Genomic DNA, 25828 nt, shown 5'->3' with positions numbered 1-25828 from the left:
GCTCGGCGGGTCGTCGGAGCCGTGGCGAAGGCCCCGCGCGGCCGACACCCTGACATTCGTCAGGACCGCCGGCACCGGTCCTGTCCCTAGGGTTCGAGTCGTCTTCCAGGCCCCGGCCGCACCACACCGCACCGCACCTCGGGGCACCCTCCACCGACAGGAAGAGACGGCTTTCATGCGCCTGCTCCGCTCCACACTCGCCACGGCCGCCGCCCTGTGCGCGCTCGCCACCGGCGTCGTACTCGCCCAGCCCGCGCAGCCCGCGCAGGCCTCGGCCGCCGACTGCGAGGGCGGCAGGAACGGTTTCCGCGATCACCCCGACAACGCCGAGGGCGACACCGTCAAGCCGCGCAGCTTCGACCTCGGCAACGTTCACTTCACGCTCGAGAAGGGCGCCTACGTCGGCCAGCAGATCGCCTTCGGCAAGATCAGTGGGCAGACCCGGCCCGGTGACAACGTCTGGATGGACTGGCGTGCGACCGGCTGGGACCACGACGGCGCCGTGTCCCCCTGGCTCCAGTGCGGGCCCTTCACCGTGCGGTCCGCCGGGCAGAGCCTGACCACGCCGTTCCGGCGCACCAGCACCGACCCCCAGTACCAGTTCCGGGTCTGCGGCTCGCTGATCTCCGACGGCCGGGTCCACTGCTCGGACTGGTGGTAGACCACCCCGCTCGCCATCCCCGCTTCGCACCGCTCCCAGTGAAAGGCACGACCATGCGCAGACTCCTGCGCGGCGCCGCCGCGCTCGCCCTCACCACCGTCGCCGTCCTGACCGGCACCACCCAGGCCCAGGCCAAGGCGGACGACGGCTCGTGGGCGGGCTGCCCGTACGGCGCCGTCTGCATCTACCCGCAGAACCAGAACCCCGCCGTCAGCCCGAGCCACATCTTCTACTCCTACGGGTTCCACCCCATCTACAACCAGTACGGCAACCACTGGGTCCTCAACAACCAGTACGACGGCGCCCTGGCCGAGACGTGCGATTCCGTCGACACGGACTGCCACTTCACCATCGGCCCGCAGGAAGGCTTCTACGTCGACCTCACGCCGATCAACTCGATCCTGCTGAGGGAGCACTACCAGTGAGGCGTCGTCTTCTCCCGGTCCTCGCCGCGCTGCTGCTGGTCGGCAGCGTGGCAGGGGCCGCAGCCGCCGATGCTCCGGCCGGGCGGCCCGCGCGTGCCGCCGCGTCCGTCCAGGTGCCCGACGGCGTCACCGCCGGGGTCGCCGTCTTCGACCGGCAGACCGGTACCTTCACCGAGCAGCTCAACACCGGCGCCCGCTTCCGGTCGGCCTCCGTCGTCAAACTGCTGCTGACGCTGGACTTCCTGTGGAACCGGGGCCCGGACTACACCGTGCCCGCCGCCGACCGTGCGCTGCTGGAGCCGATGCTGCGCAGCAGCGACGACGACGCGGCCGACCACTACTGGTCGCAGAACGGCGGTTCGGCCATCGTCACCCGCATGGCCGCCCGTCTCGGCCTGAGCGACACGGCACCACCGCCCGCCGGGTACGAGGGCTACTGGGGCTACACCTCGCTCTCGGCGCGCGACACCGTGACGATCTACCGCTACGTCCTGGACTCGGCGCCGGGCCCCGTGCGCGACTTCGTCATGGGCAACCTGCGTCAGTCCACGCGCTGTGCCTCGGACCGCTTCGACCAGCACTTCGGCATCGCCGGGGCGTTCGAGAAGCCATGGGCGGTGAAGCAGGGCTGGTCGGGTTCGTACGAGAAGGGCACGTGCGGCTCGGGCGGCACGGCCACCGTGTCGCGCACGGCGAGTCCGGCTCCGGCGGCCGCCGCGGGCGTGGACCTCGCGCGGCCCGCGCTGCACAGCACGGGGACGGTGGGCGCCGGCGACCGGTTCGTCGTGGCCGTGTTCACACTGCATCCGGTCGGGACGTCGTACGGGAAGGCGTACACGGACGTCGGCCGGCTGACCCGCTCGCTGAACGTTCCGGGGGCGGCTCGGCCGGGCGGGTGGTGGTACGGCACGTGGAGCGACCATGTGAACGTCCGTCGCGACCCGTCCACGGGGGACGCGCCGATCACTCAACTCCCCTCGGGCGTGGAGGTGTTGGTGGGCTGTCAGAAGCGGGGGGAGGAGGTCGAGGTGCCGCCGTACACCAATGACTGGTGGGCCTATCTGCCGCAGTACGGCGGCTGGATCTCCAACATCTACATCAGCTCGCCCGACAACCGCATGCCGGACGTCAAGGACTGCTGAACGCGTCGGACGGCGGACCGACGAGCCCGCGGACCGCGTCGGACCGCGGAACCGGTGCTCCGCTTCCTCACCGCTCGTAGGCGGCGAGGAAGCGGAGCACCTTTTCCACGTGCGGGCGCACGCGTTCGGGGACGCCGCCCTCCTCGATGACGGTGCGGTCGCTGGTGCGGTAGCCGGCCGCGATCAGCGCGGGAAGGTCCTCGGTGGGCAGCCGGGCCTGCTTGAACCGCTGGTCGAGCCAGCACACGTACAGGCTCATGGTGGCGATGGCGTCCGGTGGGGACCGGTAGTCCTTGTCCCCGTCGCCGTCACCGTCGACCGCCCAGGCCCGGAAGACGGACGGCGTCCACATGGCGATGCCGTACTCGTCGGACGCCGGGCGGGCCGCGTTCGCGTCGAAGCCGCTCTCCGCCTTGATCAGGGCGGCGAGCAGCGCGGGCGTGACCTCCTCGTCGGTGCAGCGCCGGGCGGCGTTCACGATGACCGGGCGCAGCGCCGCGGGTACGTCGGCGTCCTGCGGGATCTCCCCGGCGGCCGGCCGGTGCGCGTCGGTGACGACGGCCGGCGCGCCGCGCCCGCGCTCGTCACCGCCGCCGTCGCCACTGTCACCGCCCCCGAACAGCGCGAACCCGGCGACGGCGGCGGCCGCGGCACCGACCAGCGCCACGGCGGCGACCGGCGGAATCCGGCGTCGGCCGCCCGCGCCCGCGAGTCCCTCGACCCGGGTCGCCAGGCTCTGGGCGGTGTGGCGCAGGCGGGCCGCGTGGTCCGGTGCCAGGCAGTCCCCGATGAGCCGGCGCCACTCCTCGTCGAGTCCGGCGTCGAGGCGCAGCGGTGCGGTGCCGCGGGCGTAGCCCTGGGCGGCGAGCGAGCGGGCGCGGGCGGTGGCGCCGGGGAAGGGGTGGAGACCGCCGGTGAGCACCTGGTGGGCGAGGACGCCGAAGGCCCAGATGTCGGCGGTCGGCCGCACCACCGCCCCGTGGGATCCGGTGCGCTGGGACCACCACTCGGGCGGCAGGTGGTCCAGCGTGCCGAGCGGCGGAACGTAGGCGTGGGTGCCGTCGAGTTCGGTGGCGAGGCCGAAGTCGGCGAGCCAGACCTCGCCGTCCGCGCCCAGCAGTACGTTGGCGGGTTTGAGGTCGCCGTGCACCCAGCCGGCGTCGTGCATATGGGCCAGGCCGGCGGCGACGCCGCGCAGGACGCGCACGGCGTCCGGGACCGGGCGGCCCGTACCGGCGGAGTCGAGCACCTGGCCGAGGCTGGCCTCGGCGCGGTCCATGACGAGCGCGATCGCGCCGTCGAGGGCGGGCAGGTCGGGCGCGTCGACCGTGCACACGGCGTGGGTCCGTACGAGGTGCGGATGGTCCGCCTCGGCGCTGAACCGCACCTCGCGCGCGACCAGTTCGCCGAGCGCGGCACGCTGTCCGGGTGCCAGGGCGCCGGTCGGCAGCACCTTCACCGCCGCTGTCGTGCCGTCGGCGACCGCGTGGGCCGCGTACACGGTCCCCCAGCCGCCCGAGCCGATGACCGCGCCCAGCTCCCACCCCTGGATGCGGAAGCCTGCCGGTAAGCGCGGCGTCGGGAGGGCGCCCCGCTCGGCGCCTGACGAGGTCACGCGCCGACCCCCTGTGGCACGGGGCGCCTGCGGGACGGCAGCAGGGCGAGATGTTCCTCCCGTACCAGGCCGAAGCGCAGGGCGAGGGAGGCCAGCCGGGCGCGTTTGGCTCCGGTGCGGCCGTTGTCGTCCGCCCGGGGTTCGTCGCCGAGGTCCAGGCGCAGCTTGGCGAAGGCCAGGTAGTCGATGTGGTAGTTCACGGCGGAGCGGGTCAGTCCGCGACAGCTCTCCAGCGGGCGCAGCCGCTCGGCGATGTCGCCGGCGCCCGGCAGCGCGCTGTCCGACAGATCGCGCAGCCGTGGCTCGCACAGCGCCACCAGGACGAGGAAGTACTTGGCCGTCACGTCGAGCGCGTAGGGGTGCACGGTCTGCTCGCCGGCACCTGGGGCGGACCGCTCGTCCAGGAAGGCGTGCTGCGGGGCGAACACCTTGAAGTCGGCGGTACCGCTCAGCGCGGGCAGGACGACCCGGGAGAATTCGAAGGGCACCGGCGCGCCGAGCCGTCCGGGCGCGACGGTGAGGTACTCGCCGGCACCCTCCAGGTTCTCGACCACGTACGCGGTGTCACGGCTGAAGTTCGACAACCGCCAGTAGTCCTCGGCCGCTTCCAGCCGGCCGGCCCGCCGGGAGATCCCGGGGTCGGGCAGGACGATGGCGACTCCCCCGCCGCCGGGGAGCCCGCGCCCGAATTCGGCGACGTCGCCCGGTCCCATGTGCAGCAGTTCGGGCCTGCCCGAGCCGACGGCGTCCGGCCGCGACGGACCGGGCGGCTGGACGATGATCGTTTCCATACCGGTTCTCCCCCGATGTGGTCGCCGGGATTGCGCGGGCGGTCCGGTTGCCGCCCGGCCCGGCGTGGTGCGTGGTGGGGCGTCGCGGCTCCCGGCGCCGCCGGACGGTCGGTCCGGGCCGGTCGCCGCGACACCGAGAGCCTTCCGGGTCACGGCGGTCACCGCAACCACGGCCCCATGGGAGATGAGGGTCGACGAGCCGCAGGGGTTCCGCGCGCCGATCGACGTGAGCGGCGACCCAGCCGGCCGCGGCGGCCGCCTCCGCTGTCCCCGCCACCGGCACTTTGCCCGGAAAACACCCCGTGCCCAGAATTACCGAGCGGTCACCTATGCCTCACCTGTGAACGTCGTCCCACCTTGTGAGATCGGCATGTATCCGCGCCGGACGGGTGTGCGAGGATCATTTTCGGTCACCTCAGGCAGACCAAAGTCTTCACACTTCTGACACAAATTCCACGCTTAGATCACGTGAGTTATAGTCACCGTCCAAGCATCAACTACTTGGGGGGACGCTCGGACCAGGTGGGGGCTTGGTTCGGTCGACGTGTGCTTGGCATCGTCTGCGCGCCCCCGCAGCAGTCCCGTGGGGGATCGGTACGTGAAGAATTGGCTGGATGACGCCCAACCCGCAGAGCCGGGTGGCGCATCCTCGACCGACGACACTGTGTTCGGCGGACGCAGAACCGGCATACAGCCGCGAACGGCACGAGCCGGGAGCTTCTGGGAGACCGCGAAGGAACCCGAGCCCGCGCGAACCGAGACCGCGGACCCCCTGCCCGGGGGCACCGCCCTGTACCCGGCCTTCATGGACACCGCCGCGGCCGAGCCCGACCACGACCCGCACGAACTCACGGTGCAACTCGCGAGCGTCGACCCGGCGCCGGCCGCGGGTGCCTCCGGTGGTGGGCTCGAGTCACCGGACGGCTCCGGCAAGCCCGTCTTCGTCGACGAGTCGGGCCGCCGCAGCCGCCGGTTGCGCCGGCTCGGCGCGGCCGTCGGCGTCGCCTGCTCCGTCTACGCGCTCGTCATCGTCGCGACCCTCGTCTCCGGCAACTCCAGCGCGCCCTGGCTGCCGCTGCCGGGAGTGGACGACGACACCCCGGCCGGCAAGGTCGAGACCTCGCCCGTGCCTTCGGCCTCGGCGAGCCCCTCGGGTTCGGCCGGCGCCGCCCCGAGCGCGGGCCCGACGGGCTCCGCCACGGCGGCCTCGTCCACGGGCGGCGCCACCGCCACGCCCGGTGCCACCACGAGCCCCGGTCAGCTGAATCCGTCCGCGCTGCCCGAGGCGACCACCGGGACGACGACCAGGAACCCCGCCGCCACGGCGACCGCGTCCAGCCCCACCACCCCGGACTCCTCCGTGCCCTCGCCCGACGCGAGCCAGCCCGACAGCGGCGGCGATCCCTCGCCGACCGCCGTCGACGACACCGGCGGAGCGGGCGAGGTCGCCGGCGACACGAACGCCGTGTCGTCCGCCACCTGACATTCCCCTCCGCACAGCCCGCTCTTTCTTCCGTCCCTGGAGCACACCTTCCGATGGCATTCCCCGCCCGCCGTCGCAGGGCCGCAGCCGCGGCCCGTGACAGCGCCGCCCGGCGCCGCCGCGTACCGATGCGCCTGATGCTGCCCAGCCTCGTCCTGGTCGCCATGATGGCGATGCTGATGCTGCGCGGTTACGTCCACAGCGAGATCCTCGCCGACCACCGGATCCAGCCCGAGGCGACCGCGAACAAGGTGCCCGACGAGATCCTGGACGGCGGCCCGGTCATCGACACCCGCAACGGCCGCAGCACCAGCCGGGACGTGCCCGACCACCGTCTGGTCCTGACCTTCGACGACGGCCCCGACCCGGTCTGGACCCCCAAGGTCCTGGACGTGCTCAAGGAGCACCACGCGCACGCCGTCTTCTTCGTCACCGGCACCATGGCCTCCCGCTACCCGGACCTGGTGCAGCGCATGGTCGACGAGGGCCACGAGGTCGGCCTGCACACCTTCAACCACCCCGACCTCTCCTTCCAGTCGAAGAAACGCATCGACTGGGAGCTGTCGCAGAACCAGCTCGCCCTCGCCGGCGCGGCGGGCATCCGCACCTCGCTGTTCCGTCCGCCGTACTCGTCCTTCGCCGACGCGATGGACGACAAGTCCTGGCCGGTCACCGAGTACATCGGCTCACGCGGCTACCTCACCGTCGTCAACAACACCGACAGCGAGGACTGGAAGAAGCCCGGCGTCGAGGAGATCATCAGGCGCGCCACGCCCAAGGGCGGCAAGGGCGCGATCGTCCTGATGCACGACTCCGGCGGTGACCGGCACCAGACCGTCCAGGCGCTGGACCGGTTCCTGCCCGAGTTGCAGTCCCAGGGCTACGAGTTCGAGAACCTCACCGAGGCTCTCGGCGCGCCCAGCGCGCACACCCCGGTCACCGGCCTCGACCTGTGGAAGGGCACGGCGTGGATCTTCCTGGTGGGGGCCGCCGAGAACATCACCGGGGTGCTGATGGTCGGCCTCGCCGTGATCGGCGTCCTGGTCATCAGCCGGTTCGTGCTCATGCTGCTGCTGTCCGCCCTGCACGCCCGCAGGGTGCGCCGCCCCGGATTCAGCTGGGGCCCCGCGGTCACCGAACCGGTGTCGGTGCTGGTCCCCGCGTACAACGAGGCCAAGTGCATCGAGAGCACGGTCCGTTCGCTGATGGCGAGTGAGCACCCCATCGAGGTGCTCGTCATCGACGACGGTTCCTCCGACGGAACCGCGCTGATCGTGGAGGCCATGGGCCTGCCGAACGTCCGGGTCATCCGTCAGCTCAACGCGGGCAAGCCCGCCGCCCTCAACCGCGGCATCGCCAACGCCCGGCACGACATCATCGTGATGATGGACGGCGACACCGTCTTCGAACCGTCCACCGTCGGCGAACTGGTGCAGCCCTTCGGCGACCCGAAGGTCGGCGCCGTCGCCGGCAACGCCAAGGTCGGCAACCGGGACTCCCTGATCGGCGCCTGGCAGCACATCGAGTACGTGATGGGCTTCAACCTCGACCGCCGGATGTACGACGTCCTGGGCTGCATGCCCACCATCCCCGGTGCGGTCGGCGCGTTCCGCCGCTCCGCCCTGGAGCGCGTCGGCGGCATGAGCGAGGACACCCTCGCCGAGGACACCGACATCACCATGGCCATGCACCGCGACGGCTGGAAGGTCGTCTACGCGGAGAAGGCGCGCGCCTGGACCGAGGCCCCGGAATCCGTCCAGCAGCTGTGGTCCCAGCGCTACCGCTGGTCCTACGGCACCATGCAGGCGATCTGGAAGCACCGCCGGGCGCTCGTCGAACGCGGCCCGTCCGGCCGGTTCGGCCGCGTCGGACTGCCCTTCGTCTCGCTCTTCATGGTCGTCGCCCCGCTGCTGGCCCCGCTCATCGACGTCTTCCTCCTCTACGGAGTCGTCTTCGGCCCCACGCAGAAGACGATCGTGGCCTGGCTGGGCGTCCTCGCCGTCCAGGCGGTCTGCGCGGCCTACGCCTTCCGGCTCGACCGCGAACGCATGACCCACCTGATCTCGCTGCCCCTCCAGCAGATCCTCTACCGCCAGCTGATGTACGTCGTCCTGCTCCAGTCCTGGATCACCGCCCTCACCGGCGGCCGGCTGCGCTGGCAGAAACTGCGCCGCACCGGCGTCGTCGAGGCGCCGGGCGGCCCCGTGCCGCGTCAGCGCACCGGCAGCACCAACGATCGGAGGCCCGTCGCATGACCCAGGGACACCCGACCGGGACGAGCGCGGGTTCCGAGCGGACACCGGCGTTCGGCGTCCCCCGGCAGCGGAGCGCGCAGCCCCTCGCGGAGCCGCCCGCCGCGGACGGGACCACGGGCGCGACCGCCGCGAAGAAGCCGGGCCGCGACCGCTACCTCGACCTGCTGCGCACGATCGCCCTGGTCCGCGTCGTCGTCTACCACCTGTTCGGCTGGGCCTGGCTCACCGTGCTGTTCCCGTCCATGGGCGTCATGTTCGCCCTGGCCGGCTCGCTGATGGCGCGCTCGCTGAAGCGTCCGGCGCTGGGCGTCATCCGGGGCCGCATCCGGCGGCTTCTGCCGCCGCTGTGGGTGTTCGGCGCGGTCGTCCTCACGCTGATGTTCGCGGGCGGCTGGAATGTGCTGGACGACCCGGACCACGGCGGCGCCCTGGGCGTCGTCGAACTGCTCAACTACATCGTCCCGCTCGGTGCGCCTCCGTTCCCCTGGAGCGTCGGCTCCAAGTCCGGCGTGCTGGAGAACACCTGGGCGGTGCAGGCGGCGGGCGTGCTGTGGTACCTGCGGGCCTACCTGTGGTTCGTGCTCGCCTCGCCCCTGCTGCTGTGGGCGTTCCGCAAGGCGCCCTGGGTCACGCTGTTCGCGCCGCTGGCGCTGACGGCCGTGGTGGGTACGGGCCTGGTGTCCATACCCGGCGAGACCGGCAACGCGGTCACCGACTTCGTCATGTACGGCAGCTGCTGGGTCCTGGGCTTCGCCCACCAGGACGGGCTGCTCGCGCGCGTACCCCGCTATCTCGCGGTCTCCTGCTCCGCACTCGTCATGGCCTTCGGCCTGTGGTGGGCCTCGGGGCACCTGGGGCCGGACGGCTGGGACCTCAACGACATCCCGATGGCCCAGGCGGCCTGGTCCTTCGGGTTCGTGGTCATCCTGCTCCTGTACTCGCCCTCCTGGCAGGAGCTGCCGCGCGGCCTGGCCCGTTGGGACAGGCTCGTCACGCTCTCCAACAACCGCGCCGTCACGATCTACCTGTGGCACAACCTGCTGATCATGGCCACCGTCCCGATCATCGACCTGGCGTACGGCCTCCCCTTCATGGAGAACCCGAGCGCCACGGCCGCCCTCGACTCCACGTACATGGTGTGGATGCTGCTGCTGGTCTGGCCCCTCATCGGAGTCATGATCCTGGCGACCGGCTGGATCGAGGACATCGCGGCGAAGCGGAAGCCGCGCCTGTGGCCCGACGGGCGCAAGAGCAAGGCCCGACGCGCCAAGTAGCGGACGGCCTGCCCGTGGTCAGGGAGGCCGCCGCTGCGCGCGGCGGCCTCCCTGCGTTCCTGCCGGGCGTTCCTGCCGGGCGTTTCTGCCGGGCGTTTCTCGCCTCCTCGACGTCGCGGCGTCCGGCTCATCGGCCGGACGCCGCGACCGCTCGGGTCAGGCCTGCGAGGTGGCCGCCCGGCCCAGGTGCCGGGCGAAGAACCGGACCGCGCTGTCGACCTCGAACCGGGGCAGCTCCCCCTGCCTGCCCGCGTTGGCGTGCAACGTCTTCTCCTGCGAGGCGAAGGCGTCGAACAGCGCGAGACCGGCCTCGCGCGGGATGTGCTCGTCGTCCCACTGCATGTCGAACTCGACCGGGACGGTGACCTGCTTCGCCTTCTCGGCCAGGTCGTCGGGCCAGTGCAGTCCGAAGACCGCGGCGGTGATCCGGGGTTCGACGGCCACGAGCGGTACGCCGATGGACGTGCCCATGCGGATGCCGAAGTAGCCGACCGGACCGTCGGTGCCGATCTCCGGGAGTTCCTGGAGGGCGTCCAGGGCCGCCCGGAACTCGGGCAGGGCGAGCTCCGCCACCCGCGCGTTGTGGTGCCTGACGATCGGGCCCACCGGCTCGCCCGCCGCCCTCGCCTCGGCCAGCGCGGCTTTCACCCGCTCGTCGAATGCCGTGCGCGGCCGGTCGCCGTGACCGGGCGCGTCGATGACGGCGACATGGGCGCCGCAGCCGTTCACGAAGCTCTGTGCCCGGCCCGTCATCGCCGGATGCTTCTTGTGCTTGCCACCGTCGTGGCCCACCAGGATCAGAGGCGCGCGATCGGCGCCGGAGGCCGGCGACCAGAGAACGCCGGGGACCTCGCCCAGGACGAAGTCGCGCTCGACCATGCCGTCGGACGACGACTCGGCCGTGAACCGCAGAGAATGCATGGGTATTGCCTTTCGGGAGTGCCTAGTTGTCGAGGCGCTCCCGGCGACACCTACGTCAATCGCCGGCCGTGACGGAAAGGGGGAGCACCCACGTCGATACAGCGTTCATGGGTCTCACCTCCTCGGGCGGCGTCACGGTCGGTCGCAAGCTACAAGCCCGCACATCACGTCGTCCAACCCTTTTCCCCGACAGGCAGACTCGCCCCTGGCGATGCCTACCAGATCAGGCACCAATAGCCCTGATATGTACCGATGCCGATACGGCTGACGTGCGGGACCAGCTGCGGGTCGGGGTCGCCCAGAGCCGACATCGAGCACGCCGGGTCACCGACCGTCCCGGAGGCTGCCATGCGCTGGGCGGCGGCCTGAGCGACAGGTGACGTGTACCAGACCGTCGCCTGGCCGTTTCCGGTCGTCGGCGGCCGAGTCGGAGCCGGGGTCCGAGTCCGGGGCGGGGGCGGGGGCGGGGGCGGGGGCGGAGTCAGGATCGAAGGTGGTGCGGACACCGTAGGCGTCGGTCGCGGCTGTGGTTTCGCGGTGAACGAAGGCACGGCTGTCGCCGTGTGCGCCGGCCGCGGTGGCCGTGCGGGCCTTGCGGACTCCGCCGGCGCCGAGTGCTTCCGCGGAGCGAGGGAAGGTGACGCGTGCGGGGTGGAGGGGACGCGCGTGCCTGCCGCATGGTCGCCGGGACGCACGGCGTGCCCGGCCGTCGACGTCGGCCGGGAGGCCGGCGGAACCGGTTGCGAGGCCCGCGGAGCCGGCTGCGAGGCCCGTGGAGCCGTTTGGGGGGCCCGTGTGGTCGGCAGAGGGGCCGGAGCCTCCGTGGGGGAAGGCGGCCGCGCCGTACTGGAGGTCTCCGGCTCAGCCGTCGCGGAGGGCAGTGGGGGCAGTGAGGGCGTGGGCAAGGACAGGTCGCTCGAGGCCGACGGCGCCGGTCGCGGGGTGCCGTCGTCCGACGCCGTGAGCGCCCAGATGCCCACGCCACCCGCCACGAGGACGGCTGCCCCACCCACGATCCACGGCGTCCTGCGCGGTGGGCTTCGGTGACGGCTCATGCATCCCACTGTCGGCCCGCCCGCCGGTGATCTCAAGCGGTGGGGCGCTCCGCCGACGGACCGGCGGTCCCCGCCGATCGGTGTGAGCGACTGGAGGCACCGTGGGCAGCCCGTTTCGTACCCTGGCAGGCATGCGCATGCGCCCCACTCTGAGCTGGACCCCCACCGAGGACCTGCCGCCGGGCACCACGGACCTGGAGCAGGTCACCGACGCACTGAGCGCCGGCGGCCTGCTGGTGCTCAGCGGGGCCGGCATCTCCACCGAGTCGGGCATCCCCGACTACCGGGGCGAGGGCGGAAGCCTGAGCCGGCACACCCCGATGACCTACCAGGACTTCACCGCCGGCGCCCAGGCCCGGCGCCGGTACTGGGCGCGCAGCCACCTCGGCTGGCGCACCTTCGGCCGCGCCCACCCCAACGCCGGACACCGGGCCGTGGCCGCGTTCGGGCGGCACGGCCTGCTCTCGGGTGTCATCACCCAGAACGTCGACGGCCTGCACCAGGCCGCCGGCAGCGAGGACGTCGTGGAGCTCCACGGAAGCCTGGCCCGGGTCGTCTGCCTCTCCTGCGGCGCCTCCAGCCCGCGCCGGGAACTCGCCCGACGGCTGGAGGAGGCCAACGCGGGCTTCGATCCGGTGGCCGCGGGAATCAACCCGGACGGCGACGCCGACCTCACCGACGAGCAGATCGGGGACTTCCGCGTGATGCCCTGCGCGGTCTGCGGCGGCATCCTCAAACCGGACGTGGTGTTCTTCGGCGAAACCGTTCCGCCACAGCGGGTCGAGCACTGCCGCACCCTGGTCCGCGAAGCGACCTCACTCCTGATCCTCGGCTCGTCACTGACAGTGATGTCCGGGCTCCGGTTCGTCCGCCAGGCGGCCCAGGACGGGAAGCCCGTGCTGATCGTCAACCGGGACCCGACCCGGGGCGACCGGCACGCCCTCACCCGGGTCGCGCTCCCGCTGGGAACGGCCCTGACCACGGTCGCGGGCCGGCTGGGCATCCCCGTCGACGACGAGGCGCCGCCACCACCGCATCTCGTGACGCCGTGATCACCTGGCAGCGGTTCGGCTTCCAACGGGTGAATCCAGGCGTAGGGCGGGTGGCGGTCGGCGTGCCAGAGGGAAGTCCAACCTGCGTACCGGTCACGTCGCGGGCAGGGAGCACCCCCTATGCCGAAGTACCTCATCCAGGCCACCTACACCCCCGAGGGCGCGAAGGGGCTGCTCGAGGAAGGGGCGAGTGGCCGTCGCGCGGCCGTCGAACAGGTCGTCGCCGGCCTCGGCGGGACGGTCGAGGCCATGTACTTCGCCTTCGGTGAGGACGACTTCGTGGGCATCCTCGACTTCCCGGACCCGGTCTCCATGGCCGCGGTCAGCCTCAGCGTGAAGGCCAGCGGCGCGCTCCGCACCCGGGCCACTCCCCTGCTCACCCTCGACGAGATCGACGAGGCGACCCGTCGGCAGGTCTCCTTCCGCCCTCCCGGCGCGTGAACCGAGAGCGACCTGTGGACCTCGGCCTCGGCCAGGTCTGTCCTCCCGTCATCAAGCCGATGCGCACCGGGAGTTGAGCACAGAGTGCCCCTGGTACGGTGAGCCGATGGGATCGATCAAGAAGTTCCAAGTCACCTTCGACTGCGCGGATCCTGAGCGCGTCGCTCGCTTCTGGTGCGAGGTGTTGGGGTACGTCGTGCCCCCGCCGCCGAAGGGGTTCGACACTTGGGACGATTTCCACAGCTCGCGGTCGCCCGAGGATCGGGGTGCGTGGTTCGCCTGCGGCGATCCCACAGGTGAGGGCCCGCGACTGTATTTCCAGCGTGTTCCCGAAGGCAAGGTCGTCAAGAATCGGGTGCATCTCGACGTGCGGGTCGGCACCGGGCTGGTGGGTGAAGAGCGCCTGGCCACGCTCGAGGCCGAATGCACACGGCTGATGGCGCTCGGCGCGGTGCGCGTACGACTGCTGACCGCCGACGAGGAGAACGAGTCGTGCATCCTGATGCAGGACATCGAGGGCAACGAGTTCTGTCTCGACTGAGCACCGACGGCCCCTGACCGCCCGGCCTGGTCAGGGGCCGTTCCCCTGCCCGGTGCGTGGTGTCGCGCCCCGCCCTAGGGACTGCCGGCGAAGAAGCCGGAATTCAGGTCTCCGATGACGGCGTCGAGTGGGTGCCCGGTGACGACGAGGGCTCCGCTCCAGGGCGCGCTGAGCGCGAAGAGCAAGGCCAGGCTCAACCCCACCACACTCGCAACACCCGCGACGAGCAACGACGTTCGCGGGCTGCTGCGGAAGACCAGTGCGCCCGAGTTCACGATCAGGGCCAGCCCGCTGACCACGAGCGTGACGACGTAGAGCGCGGGAACGTCGCGCGCTGCGGCCGCGATGCGGGCGCGACGACCACTGGTGACGCCGTCCAGGGAGACCACCAGCTCCGTGCCCGTCGGGGTTCCCACCTCGGGCCGGGCCGCCTCGGCGCGCACGATCCGCTCCAGCCGGGCGATCGCGCGAGCGGTGGCCGCGTCGTCGCCGCCGGACGCCGTTTGCGTGGCCTTCCACTCCCGGGCACGCGTGGTCCGCAAGTAGTCGTGGAGGGCCGCGTGGATCGGCTCCGAGTGGACTCGTGGACTTGTCGCCGCCCAGGCCAGGCGGGAGGCCGCGGCCGCCTCGTCGCTCACCAGTGCCTCCGCCGCGCGCAGGTAGCCGGCCTCGCTGGCCAGTGAGAGTGCCGCAAAGATCGCGAAGGCGGCGCCGAGTGTCGGCATCAGGGGTGTGGCGATCTGCGGCACCCGGTCCTGTTCCCCGACCGGCACGAGCGCCCGGACGCCGACCCGCGCAGCGGCCGCGACCAGGAAGGCGAGGAGGAGCCCGCCCACCACCAGCGCCACCGCCGGCAGCGAGATCAACCAGTTCACCACATCACCTACAGCGCGTTCCCGCGAGCGCCACATGGCGGCGGCGCAGCGGCCCGCGACCTGGAGCTCCTAGTCGATCACTTTCCCTGAACGCTCCATGGTCACAGGTCGAAGACCCCTGACGCTCGCGACGCCCTGCACGACATCTCGCTTCGTCGGCCGAACAGCCCAGGACGGCCCAACGCGTCCGCGGGAACGATGTGCGCTCGATGAATCAGGCCAAGCCGACGGGGCCACGACCGCACCCGGACCGGACCCCGGCCCCGACGACACCCCGAGGCCTTCAGATGGCGCCCACCGCATGATGTGCGTCCCTGAGTGGGGTGAGCCGTAGGCCACGCGGCGCCCTGTCAGGAGACCTGAACCGCGCAGTCCCCGGCCTTGATGCCGATGAGGTCGCATCTGGCGGCATCCTGTTCTCCCCCGGAGAGCCGCTGGACGACGGTCGCCGCCGCGCGCGTTCCGGCATCGAAGCAGGTCGCGTTCTGCTTCACGAGCACGGCGAGGATCTCGGTCTGTGCCGTGACCACCTGCCAGCGCGCGTCGTCTCCCTGCACCTGCTTGCGGAGTCGACCGGCGCGCTCGGCGAAATCCCGCGTGGGCTGTTCACACTTCGCGGACCGCTCAGCCGCGCCGTCGTCGTGGCCCGCGCCGACGGCGTACCCACTCCCCGCAAGCACGACTACCCCTGCGCTCAACAGCGCGATCACCGATCGTCTCATGACGCGGGATCGTATCGCCCCAGGTCAGGGGCTGAACATCGGCCCTCCCCAGGCCCGTGTCAGGTGGGAATGCGCACGGTCTCCACCCAGTTCGGTGGCTCTGGTGCGGCAGGGCCGATCAGGGCCGCGATGATGCGGCAGGGCGGGGCCTCGTCGGGCCAGGGGGTGTAGCCGTCGGTGAGGACGACGACGATGCTCGGGCGATCGGGCGTCGCGAGCGCCGCCTCGATGCCGACGCGCATGTCCGTGCCACCACCGCCGCCCAGGGTGATCTGTTCGGTGGCCACCACCCGGGACACGGCGTGCACGTCGGCGTCGCAGGCGAGCACGGTCACGCGGTTGCCGCGGATCCCGACCTCGCGCAGGACGCCCGTCACCTCCCCGAGGGCGGCGGCCAGTTCGGCGTCGCCCATCGAGCCGGAGGTGTCGATGACGACGGCGACCCGGGGCAGCGGGCGGCGCAGGCTCGGCAGGACGACGCCGCGCAGCGCCGGGGTGCGACGCGAGGGGCGGCGGTAGGTGTAGTCGACGGCGCCGGCGGCCCAGGCGGCGGCCTCCCGGACCGCGCCGGAGAGCGCGCGTCGCCAGTCCACCGTGGGTTCCAGAACCTCCTCGGCCCAGCGCTGCCAGCCCGCGGGCAGGTTGCCGCGGGTGCGCTGATGGGCGCGCATCGCCTCGGCGGTCTGCCGGCGCAGCGCCTGCGCCTCGACCTCGCCGAGCCGGGCGGGACCGCCGGACTCGGGGAGTTCCCAGGGCGCGGGCCGGCCGTGCGCACCGGATCCGCAGTCCGGCGTTCGCACCTCGGGCGGGAGCCGGTCGAGGTACTCCTCGAACAGCCGGCCCTCGGGGAGTCCGAAGAGGCGGGGTTCCATGCGTCCGTCGGGCAGGCGCAGGCCGTCGGAGAGCAGGTCGTCGTTGATCTCGCAGTCCTGCGCGACGTTGACGCGGTGGTGGTCGCGCTGGGCGGCGGCGGGGAGCCGGTCCGCCCGGCCGTGGTGGTCGCGCAGCAGATGCGCCGCCTCGTGCACCCACACGCCCGCGAGCTCGGGCACCGGCGTCGCGTCGACGAAGGCGGGGGACACGTAGCAGCGCCAGTGCCGGTCCACGCCCATCGTCGGCACGTCCGGGCTCGGGACGACGGTCAGGGCGTACAGCGCCGACGCCAGATAGGGCCGGTCGCTCGCCGCCTTGTAGCGGGCGGCGAGCAGTTTGGTCAGGTCCAGGGCGCGGCGGGCATCCTCCGTCGTCCCCGTAGGTCTCACCGGCCGCCGCCGGGCAGGGCTCCGGACATCTGGAGGAGGCCGAGGAAGCCGTCGATGCCGGGCGGTACGGGCCAGTCGAGGTGGCGCATGGCCGCGAGGTCGGTGGCGGCCCGGGCGGCCACGTCCGGTACGCCCGCGTCGACGGCCTTGGCCAGGACGGTCCAGCCGGCCTCCCACCGGGGCCGGGTCAGGTCGCTCTGGATGGCGGCGACCACCGCGATGAGGAACGCCAGTTGCCGGTCGCCGCGTTCGGGCAGGGCGAAGGCGTCCGGGTCGGCGAGGACGCGGTCGGGGTCGGGCAGGTCGAGGTGTTCGAGGTACGACAGCAGTTCGATGCCCGCGCCGTCGCCGACGGCCCCGGTGAGCGCGGCGGCCAGCGCCTCGCGTCCGACGCCGGTCGCGTACCCGGCGGCGAGCAGCTTCAGCCCCATCTCCCAGGTCCGGGGGGACGGCCAGGACCGGCCCCGGCTCTCGGCGTCGGCGGGGATGTGGTGGACCAGGCCGGGCCGGGCGGTGAGGAAGCCGGAGATCGCGCCCCGGGCCCGGGCGACCGCGCCGGGCACCTTGCCGGCGTCGACGACGGGCACGGTCACCTCCGGCCAGGTGCCGGCCATGCCGCGGGCGACCGTCCGGGGGTCGTAGGTCCATTGGAGGTGGACGAAGCGGTTGGCGAGCGGCGGGCTGAGGTGCCAGCCGTCCGCCGCGCTGGAGGGCGGGTTGGCGGCGGCGACGATGCGCACCGCGTCCGGCAGCACGAGGCTGCCGACCCGTCGTTCGAGCACCACCCGCAGCAGGGCCGCCTGCACGGCGGGCGGTGCGGAGGACAGTTCGTCGAAGAAGAGCAGGCCCTGTCCGGCGCGGGCCAGGCGGACCGCCCAGTCCGGCGGGGCCATCGGCACACCGGTCACGGCCGGGTCCTCACCGACGATGGGCAGCCCGGCGAAGTCGGACGGCTCGTGCACGCTGGCGATCACCGTCTCCAGCGGCAGGCCGAGCCCCGCGGCGAGTTGCTCCAGACCGGCCGACTTGCCGATGCCCGGCTCTCCCCACAGCAGCACGGGCTGATTGGCCGTCACGGCGAGGGCGAGCGCCTCCAGTTGGGGGTTCGCCGCCGGTTCCGTCCGTAGCGCCCGCAGCCTGCGGTTGAGGTCGTCCGCGGCCGCCAGGGGGCCGGAAGGCGCGGCAGGGGCCGTGGGGTCGGTGCTCAAGGGGACGGTTCTTCCTCGTCGTCGAGTTCGGTGGGGTCGGTGGGGTCGGCGGGGTCCTGCGCGTAGTACTCCTCCTGCTCGTCCATCCATTCGTCCCACCACTCGGCACCGATGCCCGGATGCTCCTCCTGGACGCGTTCTCGCAGGAACGTCAGGTCGGGCCGCTTGTACCGTCGGACGATCTGGGCGAGCGACAGCTCGGACCCGTCGATCACGTCGAGCCGGGCCCCGGCGGCGACGAGGGCCTCGACCAGCGCCGTCGAACCGAGGTCGTTGACCGCGACGAACAGCGGGGTGCGCTCCCGCCGGTCGCGGGCTTCGAGGTCCAGGCCCTCCGCCAGCAGCCGTGGCAGCAGCGTCTCGTGGTCGAGGAGGTTGAGGACGTGCAGCAGGGTGCGGCCGGTGGCGTCCCGTACGCGGGGATCGACACCGGCGTCGAGGAGTTCCAGCACGCCGGGGGTGTCACCGTGCTGGGCACGCAGGAACAGTTCGGTGCGGTGCGCGCGCAGCGCCTTCGGCAGGCGGCCCAGTCCGGAGGTCCACGTCTGTTCCACGGCGAAGCATCCGGCGACGGCGCCGCCGAAGGCGCGCATGGCGCGTTCGCGCTGCTGTTCCTCGTCGCTGTGCGGCATGCGCAGCAGGCCACCGGGGCGGAAGGCGACCTCGTGCCATTCGCCACGGCACCTGACCCGCACGGATGCGGGTGCCGTCGGCCCCTGCGGACGGGCCGGGCTCCGCGGGGCCCGGAAGGCGGGGAACAGCGCCTCGCGGACGAGCGGATGCAGCTGCTCCGGTGCGGCGCCTTCGGCCCGCAGCAGGTCGAGGTCGGGGAGCCTGCGCCACAGCGCCTCGGCGAGGAAGGGCTCGCCCTTGACGTCGTCCCGGTCGGCGACTCGTGCGAGCAGCCCGCCGGTGTCCGTGGGCTCCAGCAGGATGTAGGTCCGCCAGTGGGCGGCGATCAGGAAGCGGTCGCCCACGCCCTCGGCCACCAGACGGCGGATCTCCGGCTCCAGGCGGGTGTGCTCGATCGCCATCCTGCCCAGCAGCGGCTCCGGGTCCGCCTGGTACCAGCCCGATTTCTGCGGGGGCGTCAGGTCCAGCTCGATTCCGGCGGCGGCGAACGCGGCCGGTGCGTCGCCCTTCTGGTGCAGCAGGGTGGCCCACTCGGCACGGGCCGCCGGGTCGCCGTCGCCGGGATCGGCGGTCGGCAGTTCGTGCGCGCCGCGCGGGGTGCCGTCGGCGTGGAAGAACGGGGGCCTCCCGGTGTCGCCGGCGCACCGTTCGCGCAGTTCGGCGGTGTGCCGTGCGTCCCACAAGTGCCGCGCGGTGCGCCAGTCGTCCGTGGTCGGCCCGAAGACGCCGGCGGCCTGCTCGTCCTTGAGCGTCTCGAACCGCAGGGCGATCCGCTGGGGTCCGTCGATCATCGGTGGAGTGGTGACGTGCAGGTACGGCGTGGCCCGGCGGCCCTCGCCCGGTGTCTTCGGGCGGTAGCGCGCGAGGACGACGGTCCGGTCCTTGGCGAGCGTGGTCCGCCCGCCGAGCGTGCGCGGCAGGTGCCAGCGCAGCAGATCGGGGACGAGGTGACGGAGGTCGTCCTCCAGGAGCGCCACGACGTCGTCGCCGCAGTGGTCGGCGACCTCGGACAGGTCGAACGCGATGTCGACGTTCGCCGCCGCGCAGGCGCCGCGCCAGTCACCGGCCAGACGGCAGGCGGTGGCCCGCTCGATCATCCAGTGAGGCACCGCGTAGCGGCGGATCCGGTGTCGGCTCGACGCCTCGTCCGGTGGGAAACAGAGGAGTTCGCCACGCGTGCTCAACGGTAGACACTCCCTATCGCGCGCAGGTCGGGGTGCGCCCGGCCGACGGGCCGCAGGCGCAGGGTGAAGGAGCGCTTCACCTTGCGGGGCAGGCCGGGGCCGAGACCGACGTACTCCAGGGACGAGTGGTCGGGCACGGCCGCCAGCAGGGTCTTCGCGCCCCGGCCGGTCAGTCCGGTGTGGCAGAGCTCCAGCCGGCGCAGCGGGCTGCCCGGAAGTGCGGCGGCCAGCGCGTGGGCGCCTTCGTCGCCGGTGGTGTTGGCGGGCGCGCCGAGGCTGCGTTCCGACAGTGGTCGGCCCAGGTCGAGGGCCTCGATCCCGTCGAGGAAGTCGGCGAGGGCGCGGGCGCCGGCGGGGCCGATGCCGTTGCCGCCGAGGCCGAGGCGTACCGGCCGTGCGGGGTCGGCCGCGGCGGCGAGGATCGCCGCGCCTTCGTCTCCGAGGTGGTTGGCGGGGAGGTAGAGCTCGCGCACCCCCGCGTCACGGATGAGCGCCGCCAGCAGCGGGGCGGCGTCGGCGGTCAGGCCGTTGCCTCCGACGAAGAGGCGTTCCACCGGGCCGGGCCGGCCGGTGAGGGCGTCGAGCAGGGCCCGCAGTCCGTCGGTGGTGAGGCCGGTGTTGACCAGGTCGAGGGTGCGCAGCGTGGTGTTCCGGCGGAGCATCGCGGCGATCGCCCGGGCTCCGGCGTCGCCCACCGGGTTGCGCTTGAGCCACAGGGCGTGGACGGTGTCGTCCGTCGTCAGCGCGTCGGTGAGCGCGGTGACGCCGTCCGGGCCGATGCGGTTGCAGCCGAGGTACAGGGTGTGGATGCCGTGGCCGTGCGTCGTCAGTGCGTCGGCGACCGAGCGGGCGCCGTCGTCCCCGACGGCGTTGGTGCCGAGCAGGATGTGCGTGGCGTGCGCGGAGGCCGCGGCGACGGGCATCAGCCGGGCGGCGCCGACCGTGCCGAGGCCCTGCTTGCACAGGTCGATCCGCCCGTCCGCGCGTACGGTGCCGAGCGGGAAGGTCTCGTCGGCCGCGACGGGCTGCGCGGACCGCAGCCGGTCGAGCAGCGGCTCCAGAGCGGCGGGATCGCTGATCGCGATGTCCGGGTGCTCGATCGCGGGGCAGCGTACGGGCGTCGGCTGCGTCATCACCACTCCACCGGTTCATCGCCGGTGCCCGGCTCGCCGAGGGCGGCATCGCCCTCCACCCGCCCAGGACGAACCGACGCCAATCGACTTTTCTAGGCGGCAAGGCTGGTCGGATTTGAACCGACGTCCTCCAGCTCGATGCTTGGGCGCGACGACCACTGCGCTACAGCCTTGCCGCGAAGATCATAGCGCCTCTCGCCCTTGTGTTCGAACACAGTGGGGGTCGAGTGCGGAAAACTTTCCCGCGCGGCGCGGGTGAGGTGCGGGGTCGCGCGAGGACGCCCGGGTGCCGTTCCCCGGTCAGGACTCGGGGGGTCCGGGCTGTCGTACCGAGCCGTCGGTCGGGCCCGCGCGCAGCCGGGCGGCGAGAAGCGCGATGTCGTCGTCGCACATGCCGCCGGTCAGCTGGGCCAGGAGGGTGTCGAGCAGGTGTTCCAGTGGTTCGTCGGCCGACAGTCCCAGTTCGGTCAGGGCCCGCACGGAGTCGTCGATGTCCACGCCGCGTTGCTCCACGAGCCCGTCGGTGTAGAGCAGCAGGACGGAGCCCGGCTCGAAGGCGAACGTCGTCGCCTCGTAGTCGCCGAGTTCCGTCCCGATGGGAGGGCCGGCCGGCAGGCTGATCAGGCCGGTGTCGCCGTTCGGCCTGATCAGCAGGGGCGGCAGGTGCCCGGCGGTGGCCGCGGTGCAGGTGCCGGCCTCGGAGTCCACGAGGACGAGCACACAGGTGGCGGGGCGGTCGAGGCCGATGCGCGCGGCCGTGCGATCGGCCTCGTCGAGCATGGCGTCGACGGCGAGGCCGGTGGCGGCGACGGTGCGCAGGACCGAGCGGTACTGGCTCATCGCCACGGCGGCCTGGAAGCCGTGCCCCATCACATCGCCCATGACCAGCAGGGTGCGACCGTCCGGGAGCGCGACGGAGTCGTACCAGTCGCCGCCGACGAGGGCGCTGCGGCCGGACGGCAGATAGCGGGTGGCCACCTCGACCGTGCGGTGCGGTCCGTCCGGCTCCGACAGCAGGGCGCGCTGGAGTTCCAGCGTCATGGTGTGCTCGTGGCTGTACCGGTGGGCGCTGTCGATGGAGACGGCGGCGCGCGAGGCGACACCCTGCGCGGTGAGGATGTCGTCCTCGCTGAACGGCGGTGACGCTCCGGCCCGCATCAGCATGACGATGCCGACGCAGCGGCCGGCCGTGGGCAGGGGGACGATGAGCACCGAGTGGACGCCTGCCGTGCGGAAGAGCCGTACCCGCTCGGGATGGACGATGACCTTCTGGAGCGTCTCGTCGGACGCCAGGTTGCCCAGCCACGGCCGGCCGCCGTCGATGCAGCGCCGGGGCGCCGAGTTCCGCGGGAAGTCCACGTACGGCTCCGCTCCGCCGAGCTCGATCAGGGGTCGTTGCAGCTCGGGCGGTCCCGACAGCTTCATCTTGCGCAACCGGAGGATGCCGGGGGGCGGCGCGGGCATGCCGAAGAACTCCTCCTCCACGATCGCGACACCGGCCACGTCCGCCAGGGAGGGGGCGAGGAAGTCCGCCAGCTCGGCGCAGGTGGCCTTCACGTCGAGGGTGGTGCCGACACGGGTGGCAGCGGCGTCCAGGAGGGCGAGGCGCTGGTGGGCGCTCTCCAGATCGTCCAGATACTGGCGCAGATTGCTGACCTCGACGGAGATCCCGCACACCCCGACGACACGGCCCTCCACCTCGAGCCGGTGGAAGACCGCACGCCAGAGTCTGCTGCCGACGGGCGAGGGGATGCGTGTGGTGCCGTTCAGGGTCACTTCCCGGGGCTGTCCGTCGGCGAGCACCTCGATAAGGACGTCGTCGGGGGTCTGGACGTCCGGCAGCACCTCGCCGAACCGCCTGCCCAGGAACGTCTCGGCGGGGACACCGGTGACCTGGGACCAGACCGGGTTGACGTACAGGTAGCGCAGATGACGGTCGAGGATGACGACCGGAGCGGTCGTGCCTTCGACGATCCCCCGGAGGAACCCGCACTCACAGGTCGTCCGGGCACCGTCCGCCAACGGGATGAAGGGTTCGCTCCCCATGGCCTGCGGTGTCCGGGCCCGAGCCTGGGGAAAGAGCCATGGCGGCGGGAGTTGTTCAGCGTTCACTGTCTTACTCCTGCGGTCCCGGGCAAGGTCGGTCGCCTCCCCATCCTGTGGGGAGGGACGACATGCCGCATCCCCGCGGGAAGGTTGCGACGTCAACGACCAGGTGGCCCAGCCCGGCCCAGCCCCGGGGCCGAGCGGGCGCCGCGCCTCCGGCGGTGGTCCAGCCCAGCCCCGGGTGGGGCGGTGCCCCGGATGGGGCGGTGCCCCGGATGGGGCGGTGCCCCGGCCCGCCTGCCCGCGACAGCTCGAAATGCGGCCGTCGGCCCACCGGCGTTTACTGACGGCACCGACGCTCCCCGCGCCACCGGAGGTCCCCATGGCCACGCTCACCGTCTGGAAGTTCGACAGCTCCGACGGCGCAGCCGAGGCCGAGCAGGCCCTGCTGCAGTTGCAGAAGCAGGAGTTGATCAAGGTTCTGGACGCGGCCGTCGCCGCCTGGCCGCAGGGCGCCAAGAAGCCGAAGACCAAGCAGCTCCACAACCTCACCGGCGCGGGGGCACTGTCCGGCACTTTCTGGGGCATGCTCTTCGGCCTCATCTTCTTCATGCCGCTGCTCGGCGCCGCGGTCGGAGCCGCGGCCGGCGCGCTGGGCGGAAAGATGGCGGACGTCGGTATCGACGACGACTTCATCGACTCGGTCAAGTCCCAGGTGACACCGGGTACCTCGGCGCTGTTCCTGCTGTCGCAGGATGCCGTCGTCGAGCGGGTCAAGGCGGCGTTCCCGGGCGGTCACGCCCAGCTGATCCAGTCCAACCTGGACGGCGAGCAGGAGGCGAAGCTGCGCGAGGTCTTCGCGGACTGACGCGCAGGCCCGGTGCGGTCGGCGGTCGAGGCGACCAGCTGGAAACCGCTCCCGCCGCAGCCGTCGTCATCCGGCTCCGCACCTGATCGTGTTCACCAGGCGGGGGGCCGGGAGTGGTCGCCGCCCGCTGTCTCCTGCGGCCAGTCGACGGGAGCATGGTCCGTCCGGCTCAGGATGCCGGGATCGGGAGGGTGTTCCTCGTTGTGCGGCCCGCTCCAGTAGGCCCTCCGGGTTCGCGGCAGAGGAATCTCCACGAGTCTGCCGTCGTGGATCATCCAGAGACCGAAGCAGTCGTCCTCCTCGTCGTGGATCAGCACCTGCACCGTCTCAGGTCGGGGCCATGGCAAGGACTCCAGGTGCTTCAACAGCCCGGACCGGGAGTGCATCCGCACAAACTCCGCACCCCAGCCGAACCCCCAGTTCCCACCGGGGCTCATCTCGTAGAAGGTGCCACGCCAGGTGCGGGTGTCGTCCTCGCGCGTCAGCGGCTCCATGACCTCGTCCGCCTGCTGCGCCAGCACGATGACGTCAGCGATTCTGCTCATGCCGGAATACCAGCGCCGACCGGCCCCTCGGCGCAACCGAGTTCAGGGCGACGACACACGCGGACCGACCGGCGGCAGGGGGCCGAGTACCGGGTGAACCACTTCCGATGCCGGTACGTACGGGACACGCGACGTCGATACCCGGCGCCACCGAACCGTCCCTGATTCACCGGGAATTCGGGACCAGAGTCTGGCACCGCACCCGCTTTCCGGTATGTCATGCCTCTGTCACCCCCTCGCTCTGCCGGCGAAAGGATCCCTCGTGCGCCTGCGCACCCTGCGCGCCCTGTGCGGCACCGCCGCACTCGCCCTCACCCTGCCCGTCCTGTCCCCGGGCCGGGCCGCGGCGGCCGTACCCACCGTCTCGGTCTATCTCCAGAACTACGCGACCGGTCTGAACGCGGCCGACAGCGGCGGCACCGTCGCCGCGCACAACCCGAAGGGCAACGAGGACCACCAGCAGTGGATCCCGGTCGCCGTCGACGGCGGTCACCAACTGCGCAGCACCGACGGGTCGGGCGTCTGCCTCGGCCGGAACGGCACCTCCGCGGTGACCGCCACCTGCGGGGCGGCGGGCACCACCTGGACGGTCACCGCCGGCGCGGACCGCACCTGGACGGTGAGCGTCCCCGGCACCTCCCAGTACCTCACCGGTTCCGCCTCCGACTCCGCCGCCGTCCAGCTCGGCTCGACCGGCGACCTCGCCCGCTGGTACCTCACCCCGGTGTCCTACGCGACGTCCGCGATGCCGTCCACCGACACCCGGACCCTGGACCAGGTCACGTTCCTCACCACCCACAACGCCTACGCCAACGGCGCCGACGGCAACTTCGCGTCGTTCCCGGTGAGTCTGTTCCCCAACCAGAACCAGGGCATCAGCCGCCAACTCAGCGACGGCGTACGGGCCTTCATGCTGGACGACTACGCCGTGTCCGGCCGGGCCGTCCTCTGCCACAACAGCTGCTCCGGCGTGAGCAACCCGGTCCCGCTGGCCACCGACCTCCAGCGGATGGTCGACTTCCTCAAGGCCAACCCGGGCCAGTTCGTCAGCGTGTTCCTGGAGGACTACGCGCCCTCCGACGTGCTCAGGTCCTCCCTGGCGTCCGTCAGCGGGCTGAACGACGTGCTGTACCGGCCCGACCAGGAGGGTGTGGCGGTCAAGGGCTGGCCGACCATGGCGGACCTCGCGGCACGCGGCAAGCAGCTGCTGATCTTCAGCGACCGGACGCGCTCCGGCGACACCGCCGACGGCTGGGCGACCCGCGACACCTTCGGCGTGATGTACCAGCGCGAGTGGACCGTGGAGAACTACTGGTCCATGGGAGGCGGGATCGGCGGCTCCGACTGGTCCTGCTACAGCCGCTGGGGCACCGGCCGCCCCCTCACCGCGGACTCCACCGCCTTCCACCCGCTGTTCGTGATGAACCACTTCCGGGACTACCCGATCGGCTCCACCGTCCAGACGGACAACGGCAAGCTCCTCAACCGCGTACAGAACTTCTGCACGCCCGCCGCCCGCAAGAAGCCCAACTACCTGGCCGTGGACCGCTACGAAACGGGCTCTCCCTCGCCCCTCAGCACCGTCGGCACCCTCAACACCTACGTGCTGGCGCCCGGCCAGTGACGAGCGGCCCCGCCGCCCGGCCCCGCCGGGCGGGGCGGCGGGGCCCGGCGTCGACGGAGGCGGGGCGGAAGG

23 protein-coding genes and 1 tRNA gene are annotated in these 25828 nt (G+C 72.3%); 11 read left to right on the top strand and 13 right to left on the bottom strand.

Annotated elements, in window-relative coordinates:
• The first annotated feature begins 175 nt into the window (after positions 1 to 175).
• The 3 genes from IE275_RS38765 to IE275_RS38755 are packed head-to-tail and all read left to right on the top strand — an operon-like array spanning position 176 to position 2228.
• Complete coding sequence (locus tag IE275_RS38765) at positions 176 to 661, top strand: hypothetical protein (RefSeq protein ID WP_189717386.1); 486 nt, start codon at positions 176 to 178, stop codon at positions 659 to 661.
• Positions 662 to 714: 53 nt separating this feature from the next.
• A complete protein-coding gene (locus IE275_RS38760) occupies positions 715 to 1086 on the top strand; it encodes a hypothetical protein (RefSeq protein ID WP_189717385.1) in 372 nt (123 codons plus the stop codon).
• A complete protein-coding gene (locus IE275_RS38755; protein ID WP_189717384.1) occupies positions 1083 to 2228 on the top strand; it encodes a hypothetical protein in 1146 nt (381 codons plus the stop codon). The genes IE275_RS38760 and IE275_RS38755 overlap by 4 nt, the downstream gene beginning before the upstream one ends.
• Before the next feature lie 67 nt (positions 2229 to 2295).
• Here the strand turns inward: IE275_RS38755 and IE275_RS38750 are convergent, their stop codons facing one another.
• Together IE275_RS38750 and IE275_RS38745 are read right to left on the bottom strand one after the other, a co-directional pair.
• Complete coding sequence (locus IE275_RS38750; protein WP_189717383.1) at positions 2296 to 3843, bottom strand: serine/threonine-protein kinase; 1548 nt, start codon at positions 3841 to 3843, stop codon at positions 2296 to 2298.
• Positions 3840 to 4634 (bottom strand): serine/threonine protein kinase, encoded by a 795-nt coding sequence (locus IE275_RS38745; RefSeq protein WP_189717382.1) that lies wholly within the window; start codon positions 4632 to 4634, stop codon positions 3840 to 3842. Before IE275_RS38745 ends, IE275_RS38750 begins: the two co-directional genes overlap by 4 nt.
• Positions 4635 to 5439: 805 nt before the next feature.
• On the opposite strand from IE275_RS38745, the gene IE275_RS38740 reads away from it, so the two are divergent.
• From IE275_RS38740 to IE275_RS38730, 3 genes are read left to right on the top strand one after another with little or no spacing between them, the layout of a single operon-like run.
• Positions 5440 to 6117: a hypothetical protein gene (locus tag IE275_RS38740; protein WP_189717381.1), complete on the top strand. Its 678-nt coding sequence runs from the start codon at positions 5440 to 5442 to the stop codon at positions 6115 to 6117.
• Positions 6118 to 6170: 53 nt separating this feature from the next.
• Entirely contained in the window at positions 6171 to 8372 is a 2202-nt protein-coding gene (locus IE275_RS38735; RefSeq protein ID WP_189717380.1) for a bifunctional polysaccharide deacetylase/glycosyltransferase family 2 protein, read from the top strand.
• Positions 8369 to 9646, top strand: coding sequence for an acyltransferase family protein (locus IE275_RS38730; protein ID WP_189717379.1), 1278 nt, complete (start codon positions 8369 to 8371; stop codon positions 9644 to 9646). Before IE275_RS38735 ends, IE275_RS38730 begins: the two co-directional genes overlap by 4 nt.
• 156 nt (positions 9647 to 9802) lie before the next feature.
• On the opposite strand, the gene IE275_RS38725 is transcribed toward IE275_RS38730, so the two are convergent.
• Together IE275_RS38725 and IE275_RS46925 are read right to left on the bottom strand one after the other, a co-directional pair.
• Positions 9803 to 10567 carry an alpha/beta hydrolase family protein gene (locus IE275_RS38725; protein ID WP_189717378.1) on the bottom strand — a complete coding sequence of 255 codons (765 nt, stop codon included), beginning with the start codon at positions 10565 to 10567 and terminating at the stop codon, positions 9803 to 9805.
• A gap of 215 nt (positions 10568 to 10782) precedes the next feature.
• A complete protein-coding gene (locus tag IE275_RS46925; RefSeq protein ID WP_268255334.1) occupies positions 10783 to 10917 on the bottom strand; it encodes a hypothetical protein in 135 nt (44 codons plus the stop codon).
• Positions 10918 to 11753: 836 nt separating this feature from the next.
• Here IE275_RS46925 and IE275_RS38720 point away from each other — a divergent pair.
• From IE275_RS38720 to IE275_RS38710, 3 genes are all read left to right on the top strand, one after another.
• Positions 11754 to 12674 (top strand): NAD-dependent protein deacetylase, encoded by a 921-nt coding sequence (locus tag IE275_RS38720; protein ID WP_189717377.1) that lies wholly within the window; start codon positions 11754 to 11756, stop codon positions 12672 to 12674.
• Positions 12675 to 12794: 120 nt separating this feature from the next.
• Complete coding sequence (locus tag IE275_RS38715; RefSeq protein ID WP_189717376.1) at positions 12795 to 13115, top strand: GYD domain-containing protein; 321 nt, start codon at positions 12795 to 12797, stop codon at positions 13113 to 13115.
• 106 nt (positions 13116 to 13221) lie between these two features.
• Positions 13222 to 13656 carry a VOC family protein gene (locus IE275_RS38710; protein WP_189717375.1) on the top strand — a complete coding sequence of 145 codons (435 nt, stop codon included), beginning with the start codon at positions 13222 to 13224 and terminating at the stop codon, positions 13654 to 13656.
• 74 nt (positions 13657 to 13730) lie between these two features.
• Here the strand turns inward: IE275_RS38710 and IE275_RS38705 are convergent, their stop codons facing one another.
• The 8 genes from IE275_RS38705 to IE275_RS38670 form a co-directional block, all read right to left on the bottom strand.
• On the bottom strand, positions 13731 to 14531 hold the full coding sequence (locus IE275_RS38705) for a bestrophin-like domain (protein WP_229871040.1): 801 nt from the start codon (positions 14529 to 14531) through the stop codon (positions 13731 to 13733).
• Positions 14532 to 14881: 350 nt separating this feature from the next.
• Positions 14882 to 15253 (bottom strand): hypothetical protein, encoded by a 372-nt coding sequence (locus tag IE275_RS38700; RefSeq protein ID WP_189717374.1) that lies wholly within the window; start codon positions 15251 to 15253, stop codon positions 14882 to 14884.
• Positions 15254 to 15312: 59 nt separating this feature from the next.
• A complete protein-coding gene (locus IE275_RS38695; RefSeq protein WP_189717373.1) occupies positions 15313 to 16515 on the bottom strand; it encodes a vWA domain-containing protein in 1203 nt (400 codons plus the stop codon).
• Positions 16512 to 17723, bottom strand: coding sequence for an AAA family ATPase (locus tag IE275_RS38690; protein WP_189717372.1), 1212 nt, complete (start codon positions 17721 to 17723; stop codon positions 16512 to 16514). The genes IE275_RS38695 and IE275_RS38690 overlap by 4 nt, the downstream gene beginning before the upstream one ends.
• Complete coding sequence (locus tag IE275_RS38685) at positions 17720 to 19540, bottom strand: ankyrin repeat domain-containing protein (RefSeq protein ID WP_189717371.1); 1821 nt, start codon at positions 19538 to 19540, stop codon at positions 17720 to 17722. Before IE275_RS38685 ends, IE275_RS38690 begins: the two co-directional genes overlap by 4 nt.
• Complete coding sequence (locus tag IE275_RS38680) at positions 19537 to 20673, bottom strand: leucine-rich repeat domain-containing protein (protein ID WP_189717370.1); 1137 nt, start codon at positions 20671 to 20673, stop codon at positions 19537 to 19539. The genes IE275_RS38685 and IE275_RS38680 overlap by 4 nt, the downstream gene beginning before the upstream one ends.
• A gap of 100 nt (positions 20674 to 20773) precedes the next feature.
• Positions 20774 to 20846 (bottom strand) — tRNA-Arg (locus tag IE275_RS38675).
• Between the two features lie 127 nt (positions 20847 to 20973).
• The gene (locus IE275_RS38670; protein ID WP_189717369.1) at positions 20974 to 22719 is read right to left on the bottom strand and encodes a SpoIIE family protein phosphatase; all 1746 of its coding nucleotides are present in this window, start codon (positions 22717 to 22719) and stop codon (positions 20974 to 20976) included.
• Positions 22720 to 23101: 382 nt separating this feature from the next.
• Here IE275_RS38670 and IE275_RS38665 point away from each other — a divergent pair, with 382 nt between their 5' ends.
• Positions 23102 to 23587 (top strand): DUF1269 domain-containing protein, encoded by a 486-nt coding sequence (locus IE275_RS38665; protein WP_189717368.1) that lies wholly within the window; start codon positions 23102 to 23104, stop codon positions 23585 to 23587.
• Positions 23588 to 23679: 92 nt separating this feature from the next.
• On the opposite strand, the gene IE275_RS38660 is transcribed toward IE275_RS38665, so the two are convergent.
• On the bottom strand, positions 23680 to 24132 hold the full coding sequence (locus IE275_RS38660; RefSeq protein WP_189717367.1) for a hypothetical protein: 453 nt from the start codon (positions 24130 to 24132) through the stop codon (positions 23680 to 23682).
• Positions 24133 to 24400: 268 nt separating this feature from the next.
• On the opposite strand from IE275_RS38660, the gene IE275_RS38655 reads away from it, so the two are divergent.
• Entirely contained in the window at positions 24401 to 25756 is a 1356-nt protein-coding gene (locus IE275_RS38655; RefSeq protein ID WP_189717406.1) for a phosphoinositide-specific phospholipase C-related protein, read from the top strand.
• Positions 25757 to 25828 lie beyond the last annotated feature (72 nt).

Origin of the sequence: Streptomyces phaeofaciens (assembly GCF_014648915.1) — a bacterium.
Lineage (GTDB): Bacteria > Actinomycetota > Actinomycetes > Streptomycetales > Streptomycetaceae > Streptomyces > Streptomyces phaeofaciens.
The sequence above is the reverse complement of the archived record's forward strand: the minus strand, read 5'-3'. Positions and strand labels throughout refer to the sequence as shown.